The organism is Acinetobacter sp. MB5, assembly GCF_003261585.1.
Lineage (GTDB): Bacteria > Pseudomonadota > Gammaproteobacteria > Pseudomonadales > Moraxellaceae > Acinetobacter.
Genome location: NZ_POVU01000029.1, coordinates 14956 through 27571, shown reverse-complemented (window position 1 = coordinate 27571; position 12616 = coordinate 14956). Strand labels below are relative to the sequence as shown.

Genomic DNA, 12616 nt, shown 5'->3' with positions numbered 1-12616 from the left:
AGAAGTGAAACCTCTTAGCGCTGATGGTAGTGTGGGGTTACCCATGTGAGAGTAAGTCATCGCCAGCTCATTATTCAAAGCACCCCAATCTCTATAGAGGTCGGGGTGCTTTTTTATTGTCATTAGTGTAAAAATTAAATTTAAGATTGCATTTGTAGATTTCTGTGATTAGATTAAGACCTCAATATAACAATAAAGGTCTGAATTTATGCAATTACTGTTTTCTTATGGAACTTTGCAGCAACTTGATGTTCAATTTGCAAATTTTGGGCGTAAGCTAAATGGAAATCAGGATGAGCTTGTTGGTTTTAAACAGGTGATGCTTGAAATTAAAGATCCAGAAGTCATTCGTTTAAGTGGAAAAACACACCATCCTATCGTAAAACAAACAGGAAATAGAGAAGATAGGGTTAAGGGCACTGCATTTGAAGTGACTGAAAAAGAGTTATTATCTGCCGATGAATATGAAGTGGAAGATTATAAACGTGTCTTAGCGCCATTAGCTTCTGGGCAGAATGCTTGGGTTTATATTGATGCAAGCTAGTGAATATATTAAAGAGCTGTCATATTAAATTATAAAAATTATTGTATTGATTAATTTATAAATATTTCTAGATGTATGGCATCACTTTTTTATGCAATAACTTAATCAAAGCAGGTTGCATATATTCAAAATTATCAGGTATGTCTAATGAGATTATTTTTTTTCTATTGATCACATGCCGAAACTTTGGCTGTATTTTAGCTTTGTGCTTTCTTTCCATTGTAAAAATAATATCTGCCCATTGAATAGTTTCCGCATTTATCGGTGTATTTGCTGACTCATGAATTCCAGCATGTACATTCAATATTTTTATGCTCAGAAAAGATAGCTTCAGCAGTTGAGCTACGTAGTTTATTCTGAGCACAAACAAATAATATTTTGATCATCATTTATTATCTTTTTAATTTTCATTACTTTATAGAGTAAATGTAATGAATAAACAATGGCTTGTTTGTTTATGATATAAAAATTGATACTTACTTTTTATTTTCAAAATCAATATGGAGAATAAACATTGAAAGTTTACGGAGATCTGCTGTCTGGAAATTGCTATAAAGTGAAGCTGCTTCTTGAATTCTTAGGCATTCAACATGAATGGTTGCATATCAATGTGTTAAAAGCAGAAAGTCATACACCTGAATTCTTGCAGATGAATCCAAATGGAAAGATTCCTGTTTTAGTACTCGATGACGGGCAAATCTTGACTGAATCTAATGCAATTTTGGGTTATTTAGCAGAAGGGACGTATTTTATTCCAACAGATCGCTATGCCAAAGCCAAAATGTATGAATGGATGTTCTTTGAACAATATAGCCATGAGCCTTTCATTGCTGTTGCGCGTTTTATCAATAAATACTTGGGATTACCTGAATCTCGTATTGAGGAATATCATGCTTTGCAGCCAAAAGGACATAAAGCCTTGGCGATCATGGAGAAAGCATTGGGGCAGCATGATTATTTGGTGGGAAATGAACTCTCGTTGGCAGATATTTCTCTCTATGCTTATACCCATGTGGCTGATGAAGGTGGTTTCGATTTAAGTCTTTACCCAAATATTCAGGCATGGTGTCAGCGAATTCAAAATTATCCTGCCTATCGGGGAATGGCTGCATAAAAAGTAATTTAACTTAAGTTTGCCATATCCTTTTAAAGGAGATATGGCAAATCAATTTATAGAGATCATTATTATTTATCTTTAAAAAATTAGTTTCACAAATTTGATGAGGATTTAGTTTTGTTTAAACTTTAAACAATTTAAATTTTATCTCATTGTTTTTTCAATGCTTAAATCTAAGAAAACTGAATAGAATTCATGGTAAAATACTCGGCTTTCATCTTTGATGACATTCCTATCTCCAGCCAGCCGAGAATTGCCAGCTATGTCTACTGCCTACACCATGCAGACTGCGCCAAAAGCGTTGTTTGACTATGATAAACATTGGGCTTCATGCTTTGAACCAGCCCCATTTTTGCCAATGTCTCGGCAAGAAATGGATGCATTGGGCTGGGATGCCTGTGATTTTATCTTGGTCTGTGGTGACGCATATATTGATCATCCTTCATTTGTATCGGGTGTGATTGGGCGAGTTTTGGAAGCGCAAGGCTTTCGTGTTGGCATTATTTCTCAGCCAGACTGGACCAATGTAGAAAGTTTCCGTGTGCTGGGTAAACCCACAATTGCTTGGGGTGTGACCGCAGGCAATATGGATTCAATGATTAACCGTTATACGGCAGATCGTAAAATCCGTTCGGATGATGCTTACTCTCCTGACAATTTGCCAAACAAACGTCCTGACCGCGCCGCGACTGTGTATAGTCAGCGTTGTCGTGAAGCTTTCCCTGATGTTCCTGTACTTTTAGGTGGTATTGAAGGCAGTTTGCGTCGTATTGCACATTATGATTACTGGTCAGATAAAGTTCGTCGTTCGATTTTGATGGACTCGAAAGCTGATATGCTGATGTATGGTAATGGCGAGCGTGCCATTATTGATGTGATGCATCGTCTGGCAAAAGGTGAAAAAATTCATCAGATTACGGATGTTCGTGGTACTGCATTTATTATCAATAAACTCAACAAGCCATCTAAAGCCAAGTTTGTTGAGATTGCCAGTAACGATGTCGATACCATTGGGCGTGTTGATCCGATTATCAATCCGTATGTGATGACCGAAGATATTGATGGCTGTGAAGTTGAAAAAGAAAAAGGCAATTCTTTAGCTCAGTATCAAAATTTCCAAAAAGAATTGGTTGCAAATCCTATTGCTCGTGAAGGCGACAAGCTGGATGAGCATACTCAAGTTGTACAGTTGCAAGTTGCTTCGAAAGCGATCAAACATAAATTGCCACCACGCGAATTGGCGGTGATTCGTTTACCTTCTTTTGAACAAGTGGCGAATGATCGTGTGCTGTATGCACATGCCAACCGTATTTTGCATTTGGAAACTAATCCAGGGAATGCACGTGCGTTGGTACAACGTCATGGTGAACGTGATGTCTGGATTAATCCACCACCAATTCCATTGACGACTGAAGAAATGGATTACGTGTTTGACTTGCCTTATGCGCGTTTGCCGCATCCTGTATATGGTAATGCACGTTTCCCAGCCTTTGACATGATTAAATTTTCAGTGAATATCATGCGTGGCTGTTTTGGTGGCTGTACGTTCTGTTCGATTACTGAGCATGAAGGACGAATTATTCAAAACCGTTCGGAAGAATCAATTCTTCGTGAAATTGAAAAGATTCGTGATACTGCACCACAATTTACGGGCATTATTTCGGACTTGGGTGGCCCAACTGCCAACATGTACCGTTTGCACTGTAAAGACCCTGAAATTGAGAAAAACTGTCGTAAGCCATCGTGTGTGTATCCAGGTGTTTGTCAAAACTTGCATACCGATCATGCTCCACTGGTACAGTTGTATCGTAAAGCCCGTGAAATTAAAGGCATTAAGAAAATTCTGATCGGTTCAGGTTTACGCTATGACTTGGCGGTATTGAACCCTGAATATGTTAAAGAATTGGTACAGCATCACGTTGGTGGTTATCTGAAGATTGCGCCTGAGCATACCGAGCAAGGGCCATTGTCGAAGATGATGAAACCAGGCATTGGCACTTATGACCGCTTCAAGCAAATGTTTGATCGTTTCAGTAAGGAAGTGGGTAAAGAACAGTACCTAATTCCGTACTTTATTGCAGCGCATCCGGGAACGACCGATTATGACATGATGCATCTGGCAATCTGGTTGAAAAAGAATGGTTTCCGTGCCGATCAGGTACAGACCTTCTACCCATCACCGATGGCAACCGCAACCACCATGTATTATTCAGCGAAAAACCCGTTGGCGAAAGTCGCGCGTTATACTGAAGATGTTGATATTGTGAAAGGTGAGAAACGTCGTCGCTTGCATAAAGCGTTCTTGCGTTATCATGATCCAAATAACTGGCCGTTGTTACGTGAAGCTTTAAAAGAAATGGGGCGTGCCGACCTGATTGGTAATTCGAAGCAGCACTTGATTCCAACCTTCCAGCCGAAAGCGGCAGATGGTGAATATAAGGCAGCGCGTAAGAAAAATTCGAGTGTGGCAGGGGATTCACAAAAACGTACTGGTGAAAATACAGCACGTCAAAATTCACAGCGTCAGCAACCGAAAAAAGGGCAGACTTTGACGCAGCACACTGGTTTGCCGCCGCGTGAAACAGGTGATCGGAAGCGTCCTTTTAATAAGTCGAAATCCAAAAATCGTACTTAAGTTTTAAGAATCTGGAAAAATAAAAAAAGCCAAGTTGATCTTGGCTTTTTTTATACATCAATTATTTATCCAACGATTTGCTGATAAGCACAGTATAAATAACCAAGAATAATCAGGCCGACAGCAGGTTCTAGAATTTTTGCCCATGTTGGTACTTTAGCAACAACAGGTTCAGCAACTTGATGATCATCGTGGTGGTCGGCATGAGAAACCATGTAATTAAACTCCTTCATTGTTTCATCTAATGATACCTGTTTTGTCTCAACAGGTTTAGAGCCAATTAAAGAAGTCAGTGAATTTGTTGCCCAAACCCAGTCATCCGCATGTCCTGACAAATAGTTTGTCTGTCCAAGCAAGAGTTCATTTAAACCTTTTTGTCCCAAATGACCTGTGTCATCCAACTGTTTCAATTCAGTAAGTTGTAAAGATAAAATTTCTTTTAGACTGTGTTCAAAATCAGCCTTTTTTAAACTGGATTTATTTTGTGTTGAAGTGGTCATCTGCCGTGCAATCTGCTGAATATACAGTTGATCTTGCTGCTGTAATTCTGAATATACACGACTAGCATTTTGCTGCCATTCGGTGATGAGTTTGCCTAAAGCGAGCGCATTAAGCTCCATCAACAAAACTTTTTGCTCTGTTGATGGAAATTGATGAAGAAGCTGAGGCTTTTGAATTCGAGTTTGCTCAGCAAAATAGTGAAATAAATCAAAAGCCATAACCTCCTCCTGTATCAGGTTAATCGACTATGCGTAAGCTTGGTTTTTTCTTTGGTGCTTCTGGTTGTTCTGTTGAAGTTTCTGTTGTTTGTTCAGCTACTGGACTGATATTTTCATATTCGCTTGGATCAAAAAAGAGTCCTTGACCGTTTTCACGTGCATAAATGCCAATGACTGAAGCGAATGGCACATAAATATTTTGTGCAACACCACCAAAACGTGCAGAGAAGCTGATGGCATCATTATCCATGACCAATTGGTGCACGGCATGTGGCACGATGTTCAGTACAATTTGACCATCTTTGACAAATTGAACAGGTACACTGGTATGTGGCTGAGTGGCATCAACCAAGAGATAGGGTGTTAGCTGATTGTCACAAATCCATTCATAGATCGCACGGGCTAAATAGGGGCGTGTAGGGGTTAAATTGATTTCTTGATCAGACATAACAAAGCTCTAAAATATTTCTCGGCATATGAATTACTATACCGATTTTTGTTGCACCGTGTCATGGTTTTGACACAGTTTGTACATTATCGCAGGCATAAAAAAACCTCGGTAAAACCGAGGCTTTTTGTCCAATTCGGAAAACGAATTAACGTTTAGAGAATTGAGGACGTTTACGAGCTTTACGTAAACCAAGTTTCTTACGTTCAACTTCACGAGCATCACGAGTAACGAAACCAGCTTGACGAAGAGTTGGTTTTAAAGTTTCGTCAGCAGCGATTAATGCACGAGTAATACCGTGACGGATCGCGCCAGCTTGACCACCGATACCACCACCAGCAACAGTGATGTAAAGGTCATATTTTTCAGTAGCTTCTAAAAGCTCTAAAGGTTGACGAACAACCATACGAGCAGTTTCACGACCGAAATATTGCTCTAAAGTACGGTTGTTGATAACGAGTTTACCAGTACCAGCTGACAAGAAAACACGTGCAGTTGCGGTCTTACGGCGACCTGTACCATAATTAGTAGCCATGTGCTTTATCCCTTAGATGTCCAAAACTTGTGGCTGTTGAGCCGCGTGTGGATGCTCGCTACCAGCGTACACTTTCATTTTCTTGATCATTGCATAACCAAGAGGACCTTTTGGCAACATGCCTTTAACAGCACGTTCAAAGATTTCTTCAGGTTTGTGAGCAACTAATTTTTCGAAATTAGTTTCTTTCAAACCGCCTGGGAATTCAGTGTGGCGATAGTATTTTTTGTCAAGTGCTTTGTTACCAGTCACTTGAACTTGTTCAGCGTTGATAACAACGATGTAATCACCAGTGTCAACGTGAGGAGTATAAGAAGTCTTATGCTTACCGCGTAAACGACGAGCGATTTCAGTCGCAAGACGACCTAAAGTTTTGCCAGAAGCGTCAACAACGAACCAGTCGTGTTGTACTTCAGCAGGCTTAGCGCTGAGAGTTTTCATTAACTACATACCTATTATAGTTGGTTTGGACGATAAATTTGCCCAAACAAAAGGAGCCAGAATTCTACCTGAACTTGCGTAGAATCACAATGAAAAATTAAATTTCAAGCGCTATATTATAGGCGTTCAAAATGTACAAATAAACGGAAAAATTCGAAAAATCGGATTAAATTTTCTTGGTCAATCGGCTTCTTTCCTCATTGCCTGCACCCTCTTTATTTTTCTCCCATAGGGAGAAAGAAAAAAGACTAATGTAAGAAGTCTAATAAAATAATAAAAATCAATAATATAAATAAAATTAAATCGAACTGTCCAAGTGATATGAATAAAAAATATTGACTGTGCTTTCGCGAATAAATGACATGGTTTTTCTGAGATAAAGGGATACGTGAGAATGGTATCTGCTCAGGATTGTCACGGGATTTTACTTTATAATGAGACAAAATCGACACAGAGATGTTTAACATGCTTCCTTTATATGTCACCAGTGGTGAACCTGCAGGCATTGGGCCAGATATCTGTTTGAGTTTGGCAGATCGAGTGGATGAACGTCCGATCGTGGTACTTGCGGATATTCAAATGCTGCGAGCACGTGCCGATATTTTGCAGGAAACTGTTGAACTGATTGAATATAAAGGACAAGTTGAATCATCTCAGCAAGGGCAATTGTATGTAGAACATGTGCCTTTAAATGCTGATGTGGTTTTGGGCGAGTTGAACTCTCAAAATTCAGCCTATGTCTTGGAACAATTGCGTCGTTCGGCTGAGTATGCCATGCAGGCTAAAAGTGTGGGCGTGGCAACTGCCCCTGTACAAAAATCAGTAATTAATGATGCAGGCATTCATTTTAGTGGACATACTGAATATTATCAGGAGTTTGCTGGTGTGGAACGTGTGGTGATGATGCTTGCCACTAAAACTTTACGTGTTGCTTTGGCCACCACGCATTTACCGCTTCGTGAAGTTGCCGACGCGATTACAGCGATTCGCTTGCAACAAGTGATTGATATTTTATTGCATGATTTAAAAACTAAATTTCAGATTGAACAGCCGCGTATTTTGGTTTGTGGTTTGAACCCACATGCGGGTGAGGGCGGCTACTTGGGCCATGAAGAAATTGAAGTCATTAACCCTGTTTTAGAACAATATCGAGCACGTGGAGAACAGCTCAGCCTGTGTTTGCCTGCCGATACCCTATTTACGCCTGAACATTTGCAACATGCCGATGCTGTACTTGCCATGTACCATGATCAGGGCTTACCTGTGTTAAAATCTCAAGGATTTGGTGAAGCGATCAATATTACTTTAGGTCTGCCGTTTATTCGGACGTCAGTTGATCACGGCACGGCACTCTCCTTGGCAGGAACTGGACAAGCCAAAAGTTCCAGTTTGCATGTTGCCGTTGATTTAGCCTTGACCCTCGCTCACTCGTTATAATTTTTCTTGGAAATTGTCTATGTATCAAATTAATGCCCTAAACCCAAAAGACGAAGGGCATCAGGCGCGGAAACGCTTCGGGCAGAACTTTTTGCATGATCAGCGTGTGATTGCCAAAATTGTACGTTCTGTTAATCCACGTGCAGGCGACAATATTGTTGAAATTGGCCCTGGTTTAGCGGCATTAACATCACCTTTGATTGGTGAATGCGATGCCTTGACTGTGGTTGAGCTAGACCGTGATTTGGCAGCAGGATTACCTGCGCGCGTGCCACATCCTGAGCGTTTAACGATTGTAGAAGCTGACGCACTAAAATTTGATTTTACTCAGCTTTTTCAAGAAGGTCGTCCACTACGTATTGTTGGAAACTTGCCTTATAACATTTCGACACCGTTATTGTTCCATCTCTTGGAATTTGGTGGCAAAGTCAAAGACATGCACTTTATGCTGCAAAAAGAAGTGGTCGATCGCATCACGGCTGAGCCGAATACCAAAGAGTATGGGCGTTTGTCGGTGATGATTCAGTATTTCTGTCAGCCGACATTCTTGTTTGAAGTGCCACCAGGTTCATTCAATCCGCCACCAAAAGTCACCAGTGCCGTGTTCCGTCTTGTGCCATACAATGAAAAACCGATTGTGGCGAAAAATGAACAAGCCTTGGCGCGTTTGGTCGCTCACGTCTTTACTCAGCGCCGCAAAACTTTACGTAATAGCTTAAAAGGCATGTTACGTGAAGATGGTTTCGAGCAAGCAGGAGTTGACCCGATGGCACGTCCTGAAACGCTGACATTGGCTCAGTTTGTGGCGTTATCAGATCAGATGGTGTAACGATGGCCCGCTATAATTATGTCATTGGTGATGTTCAGGGCTGCTTTGAAGCGCTTAAGCAGCTCTTGAAAAAAATTCAGTTCGATCCAGATCAGGACTTTATCTGGTTTGCAGGGGATTTGGTGGCACGTGGAGAAAATTCTCTGGGTGCTCTGCGTTTTGTCAAAAAACTGGTGGAGCGTGGTAGTGCCGAGACGGTGTTGGGCAATCATGATCTGAACTTGTTGGCATGTGCGCGTAATATCAAAAAAATCAAAGCCAAAGATCAGACCCAAGACATTATTGATGCGATTGATAGTGATGAGCTGATTGACTGGTTACGCCGTCAGCCACTGTGCCTGTTTCCAAATGATAAAACCATTTTGACCCATGCAGGTGTGCCCTGTATTTGGTCAGCAGAGCAAACGGCTGAACTGGCGAAAGAAGTTGAAGCCGTGATTGCCCATGATGATTTTGCTGTCGTCGATGCATTTTTGGCGCAAATGTATGGGGCTACACCTGATTTATGGGAAGATGATTTGCAAGGTCAGGATCGTCTACGCACGATTACCAACTATTTGACCCGCATGCGTTTGACCAATGCTGAAGGGCGTCTTGAATTTTCTTTTAAAGAATCACTGGATGATCCGATGCCTAAAGGTTTTCTGCCGTGGTTCGAGTTTGATGGATTGACGACACGAACACATCAAATCGTTTTTGGGCATTGGGCAGCATTAGAAGGCCGAGCTATTAATCCACAGATTCAGAATGTGGATGGTGGTTGTGTTTGGGGTGGAAAGCTGATGGCATTTCGCCTTGAAGATCAGACATTATTCTCGGTTGAAAATCCAGTCATGCTCTAAAGATGCAAAGCGGTCATTGCTAGATGATCGCTTTGATTTTTATGTTTAAATGTTTAGTTTTCTCGAATCCACACTTGAGTTCGTCCAAGCATTGAAACTCCTAAATAACCACGTAATTGTAATAACCGCCCATTAGACAGTAAGCGTCCTTTCACGCTGTAAATTTTACCTGTGAGTGGGTCAATAATTTTACCATTTCCATAGCTATTATTGCCAAGGGGCTCTAGGTTATGAATGATGTCTAGCCCAAGAATTGGTTTATTACGATAAGGTTCTGGGCAGTCTACGCAAGTTTCTCTTGGGACGTATCCTGGACGCGGGGTAATTTTAACAATCTTACCAATATAACGGCCATCCTTTTCCTGACGAATTTGAATTAATGCTTTAGCTGATCCTGTTTTGTCATCGATTTGCTTCCATGTTCCGCTAATGTCCGCTGCTAAGCTCAGACTGCTATAGACTGATAAAGTTAAAATCAGTGGCAATTTCCACATTACACAAATGCTCCTCTGTAAACTGCTTATTTAATGAGCAAAATTATTTTAAAAGAGAAGCAGTTTGAGAACAATGGCGATAACGCCCGAAGTGAGAACCCGTGAGTTATTTTAGGAAATGGATCACGATTGGTAGCCAAATGGCGGTAAAAACCCCATTTACAGCCATGCCAAAAGCGGCATAACGACCAGCAACAGGCCCACGTTGCCATGCTTGAACTGTACCAATCGCATGGGCTGCCAGTCCTAAAGCCAGTCCAGAAGCACGTTCATCGTGAATATGCCGTAAGATCAGTCCTGAAAAACTGGCACCAATCAGACCCGACAAAATCACGATTAAAATAACAAGGCCAATCGGTGAGCCGAGTAGGGTCGCGATATTGATGGCAATCGGTGTGGTGACGGCACGGGTTGCAAACGCTAAAATTGTCGGTTGTGCCATGTGGAGTAAATAGGCTAAGCTCATTGGCAGAGCAACAGCACTAACACTGGCAAAAACCAAAATACTGGTAAGTGATTTCAGTGGTAAATCATCGTAACGCATGGTCGCGAGTGGAATCGCGAGGGCAACCGTGACATATCCAAGTAGGCGACCAAAAACGTCATGTGTGCCTTGCAGGTAGTGTTCATAAGGCAAGCCTAAAACAGCCAAAATCCCGACAACACAAAACATGCCGATCACTAAAACAGGGATACGAGGTAAGAAACGGTTCGTAAATTTTGCAATCAGATAGGCAACCAAAGTGATCGCGAAGCTATATAGTACAATCATCATGTTGTTTGCTCCTTATAGCCAGCGTTTTGCCATTTTGGCGTAGACCCATAGCGGGATGAGGGTGCTGATGACCAAGATTGTTAAAAATAAGGGAATTTCTTTGCCCATATGCACAAGTGTAATGAGAGAACCTGCACAAACAGGTAAAAATGCAAAGGCACTTTCACGCATGATCTTGTTGTTATTGTCGATGAGGCGCAGTGAAATTGGACGGAATCTACGCCAAACACTCAGCGTAAAGAGCAGTGCTAATAGGCCGACCAGATTGCCTAATTCTGGAAAATGCAGTTGAGTCATGACCCAAAGTGCAACTTCGCGAAAGATAATAATCAGGGAAATGTTGGCAATCCAAGCTGGCCAATCGATGGCTTTTATTCCATTCATTTTTTGAAATCTTCGTGGTTTTGGGGCGATCCCATATGGTTCACCCCTTGGCTAGAAAACGTTATTTTTCCAGTTTTAACCGATCTAAGATTTAATTTCAAACTCTTCTAAAGGCGGCTGAAACTGACCTGCGCGTTCACCCAAAATTTCATTCATGGGCAAATGCAACTTTTTAATCAGCTCTTCGAGCTTGTGCGGTGCAATCACAACATCAATGAGCAGGTTGCCATGGTCATCATAATGTTCAGATTGAATGACATTTAGCGCGTAAAGCTGCGTGCGTAATTTGCCATAAGCAGGTTTTAATGTGAGCTGGAAGTTCTGAATTTGCCCCATTAAACATTCTTGAACGGCTTGGCGTAGCAGCGTTAGGCCTTGCTGGCTATGGGCTGAGACATAAACGCGTTCTGGCTGATGCGGTTTGGCGTAGATGATTTTGGCTTCGTCACCACTTAAATCAATTTTGTTATAGACCCGAAGTACAGGCACATCTGCACCGATTTCTTTCAGTACAGATTCAACCGCATCAATCTGTTCGAGCATGTCTGGACTGCTTGCATCAATCACATGTAACAGTAGCGTAGCTTCCAAAGTTTCTTCGAGTGTCGCTTTAAAGGATTCGACTAAAGAATGAGGTAAATCCCGAACGAAACCAACCGTATCGGCAAGTACCAACGCACCAATACCATCCCAATTTAAACGCCGTAAGGTTGGGTCGAGTGTGGCAAATAGTTGGTCTGCTGCGTAGACTTCACTTTCAGAGAGAATATTAAACAGCGTTGATTTACCAGCATTGGTATAGCCGACCAAAGAAACAGTTGGAATAGCCGCTTTTTGGCGAGCAGCACGGCCCTGACTACGGGTTTGGCGGACTTTTTCAAGTTTGTCTTTGAGCTGTCCCATCCGAATTCGAAGTAAACGACGGTCAGTTTCAAGCTGTGATTCGCCTGGTCCACGCAAGCCGATACCACCTTTTTGTCGTTCCAAGTGCGTCCAGCCACGAACCAACCGTGAAGACAAATGTTCAAGCTGAGCCAATTCAACCTGTAGTTTACCTTCGTGGGTGCGTGCACGCTGGGCAAAAATGTCGAGAATCAAACCTGTACGGTCAACTACACGACATTTTAGAATTCTTTCCAAGTTACGTTCTTGGGCAGGAGAGAGCGAGTGATCGAAAATCACCAGTTCGGCTTCGAGTTCAGCTACCAATGCTGCAATCTCGTCGGCTTTGCCCGAACCGACAAACAGTTTGGGATCGGGCTTTACACGTTGAGCAGTGATATGTTGCAAAATTTCTGCACCTGCTGATTTTGCAAGTAAACTAAACTCTTCACCATCAAGATCATTTAGCATGTTGACCGAAACACTGACCAATATGACCCGTTCACCGCCTTGATGTCGCTCAAAATATTCCAC

The 12616-nt window shown here is 41.7% G+C and carries 14 protein-coding genes; 6 read left to right on the top strand and 8 right to left on the bottom strand.

All coding sequences use genetic code 11. The features are described from left to right. The first annotated feature begins 208 nt into the window (after window positions 1–208). From C1A47_RS16940 to C1A47_RS16925, 3 genes are all read left to right on the top strand, one after another. Entirely contained in the window at window positions 209–544 is a 336-nt protein-coding gene (locus C1A47_RS16940; RefSeq protein ID WP_111896200.1) for a gamma-glutamylcyclotransferase family protein, read from the top strand. A gap of 514 nt (window positions 545–1058) precedes the next feature. After that, complete coding sequence (locus C1A47_RS16930; RefSeq protein WP_111896199.1) at window positions 1059–1658, top strand: glutathione S-transferase family protein; 600 nt, start codon at window positions 1059–1061, stop codon at window positions 1656–1658. A gap of 265 nt (window positions 1659–1923) precedes the next feature. Then, entirely contained in the window at window positions 1924–4296 is a 2373-nt protein-coding gene (locus C1A47_RS16925) for a YgiQ family radical SAM protein (protein WP_111896198.1), read from the top strand. A gap of 65 nt (window positions 4297–4361) precedes the next feature. On the opposite strand, the gene C1A47_RS16920 is transcribed toward C1A47_RS16925, so the two are convergent. The 4 genes from C1A47_RS16920 to rplM all read right to left on the bottom strand — a co-directional run bounded on the left by C1A47_RS16920 (window position 4362) and on the right by rplM (window position 6439). Next, complete coding sequence (locus C1A47_RS16920) at window positions 4362–5015, bottom strand: hypothetical protein (protein WP_111896197.1); 654 nt, start codon at window positions 5013–5015, stop codon at window positions 4362–4364. Between the two features lie 19 nt (window positions 5016–5034). Further along, the gene (locus C1A47_RS16915) at window positions 5035–5463 is read right to left on the bottom strand and encodes a ClpXP protease specificity-enhancing factor (protein ID WP_111896196.1); all 429 of its coding nucleotides are present in this window, start codon (window positions 5461–5463) and stop codon (window positions 5035–5037) included. Between the two features lie 148 nt (window positions 5464–5611). Beyond that, window positions 5612–5998, bottom strand: coding sequence for a 30S ribosomal protein S9 (rpsI, locus tag C1A47_RS16910; RefSeq protein WP_111896195.1), 387 nt, complete (start codon window positions 5996–5998; stop codon window positions 5612–5614). A 12-nt stretch (window positions 5999–6010) separates the two neighbouring features. Beyond that, window positions 6011–6439 (bottom strand): 50S ribosomal protein L13, encoded by a 429-nt coding sequence (gene rplM, locus C1A47_RS16905; protein WP_111896194.1) that lies wholly within the window; start codon window positions 6437–6439, stop codon window positions 6011–6013. 465 nt (window positions 6440–6904) lie between these two features. Here rplM and pdxA point away from each other — a divergent pair, with 465 nt between their 5' ends. Genes pdxA through C1A47_RS16890 form a run of 3 tightly spaced genes read left to right on the top strand, consistent with a single transcriptional unit; the run spans window position 6905 to window position 9547 of the window. Continuing rightward, a complete protein-coding gene (gene pdxA, locus C1A47_RS16900; RefSeq protein ID WP_111896193.1) occupies window positions 6905–7876 on the top strand; it encodes a 4-hydroxythreonine-4-phosphate dehydrogenase PdxA in 972 nt (323 codons plus the stop codon). Between the two features lie 19 nt (window positions 7877–7895). Then, window positions 7896–8705 carry a 16S rRNA (adenine(1518)-N(6)/adenine(1519)-N(6))-dimethyltransferase RsmA gene (gene rsmA, locus C1A47_RS16895; RefSeq protein ID WP_111896192.1) on the top strand — a complete coding sequence of 270 codons (810 nt, stop codon included), beginning with the start codon at window positions 7896–7898 and terminating at the stop codon, window positions 8703–8705. 2 nt (window positions 8706–8707) lie between these two features. After that, window positions 8708–9547 carry a symmetrical bis(5'-nucleosyl)-tetraphosphatase gene (locus tag C1A47_RS16890; protein WP_111896191.1) on the top strand — a complete coding sequence of 280 codons (840 nt, stop codon included), beginning with the start codon at window positions 8708–8710 and terminating at the stop codon, window positions 9545–9547. Between the two features lie 53 nt (window positions 9548–9600). On the opposite strand, the gene C1A47_RS16885 is transcribed toward C1A47_RS16890, so the two are convergent. The 4 genes from C1A47_RS16885 to hflX form a co-directional block, all read right to left on the bottom strand. Beyond that, window positions 9601–10041: a DUF2147 domain-containing protein gene (locus tag C1A47_RS16885; RefSeq protein ID WP_111896190.1), complete on the bottom strand. Its 441-nt coding sequence runs from the start codon at window positions 10039–10041 to the stop codon at window positions 9601–9603. A gap of 106 nt (window positions 10042–10147) precedes the next feature. After that, the gene (locus C1A47_RS16880) at window positions 10148–10816 is read right to left on the bottom strand and encodes an LrgB family protein (protein WP_111896189.1); all 669 of its coding nucleotides are present in this window, start codon (window positions 10814–10816) and stop codon (window positions 10148–10150) included. Window positions 10817–10828: 12 nt separating this feature from the next. Next, the gene (locus C1A47_RS16875; protein ID WP_111896188.1) at window positions 10829–11200 is read right to left on the bottom strand and encodes a hypothetical protein; all 372 of its coding nucleotides are present in this window, start codon (window positions 11198–11200) and stop codon (window positions 10829–10831) included. Window positions 11201–11284: 84 nt separating this feature from the next. Next, window positions 11285–12616: a ribosome rescue GTPase HflX gene (hflX, locus tag C1A47_RS16870; RefSeq protein ID WP_111896187.1), complete on the bottom strand. Its 1332-nt coding sequence runs from the start codon at window positions 12614–12616 to the stop codon at window positions 11285–11287.

Bases quoted from the DNA above. Each gene is read 5' to 3' on its own strand.
- C1A47_RS16940 (WP_111896200.1), top strand. From the start codon at position 209: ATGCAATTACTGTTTTCTTATGGAACTTTGCAGCAACTTGATGTTCAA.
- C1A47_RS16925 (WP_111896198.1), top strand. From the start codon at position 1,924: ATGTCTACTGCCTACACCATGCAGACTGCGCCAAAAGCGTTGTTTGAC.
- C1A47_RS16920 (WP_111896197.1), bottom strand. From the start codon at position 5,015: ATGGCTTTTGATTTATTTCACTATTTTGCTGAGCAAACTCGAATTCAA.
- C1A47_RS16915 (WP_111896196.1), bottom strand. From the start codon at position 5,463: ATGTCTGATCAAGAAATCAATTTAACCCCTACACGCCCCTATTTAGCC.
- rpsI (WP_111896195.1), bottom strand. From the start codon at position 5,998: ATGGCTACTAATTATGGTACAGGTCGCCGTAAGACCGCAACTGCACGT.
- rplM (WP_111896194.1), bottom strand. From the start codon at position 6,439: ATGAAAACTCTCAGCGCTAAGCCTGCTGAAGTACAACACGACTGGTTC.
- pdxA (WP_111896193.1), top strand. From the start codon at position 6,905: ATGCTTCCTTTATATGTCACCAGTGGTGAACCTGCAGGCATTGGGCCA.
- rsmA (WP_111896192.1), top strand. From the start codon at position 7,896: ATGTATCAAATTAATGCCCTAAACCCAAAAGACGAAGGGCATCAGGCG.
- C1A47_RS16890 (WP_111896191.1), top strand. From the start codon at position 8,708: ATGGCCCGCTATAATTATGTCATTGGTGATGTTCAGGGCTGCTTTGAA.
- C1A47_RS16885 (WP_111896190.1), bottom strand. From the start codon at position 10,041: ATGTGGAAATTGCCACTGATTTTAACTTTATCAGTCTATAGCAGTCTG.
- C1A47_RS16880 (WP_111896189.1), bottom strand. From the start codon at position 10,816: ATGATGATTGTACTATATAGCTTCGCGATCACTTTGGTTGCCTATCTG.
- C1A47_RS16875 (WP_111896188.1), bottom strand. From the start codon at position 11,200: ATGAATGGAATAAAAGCCATCGATTGGCCAGCTTGGATTGCCAACATT.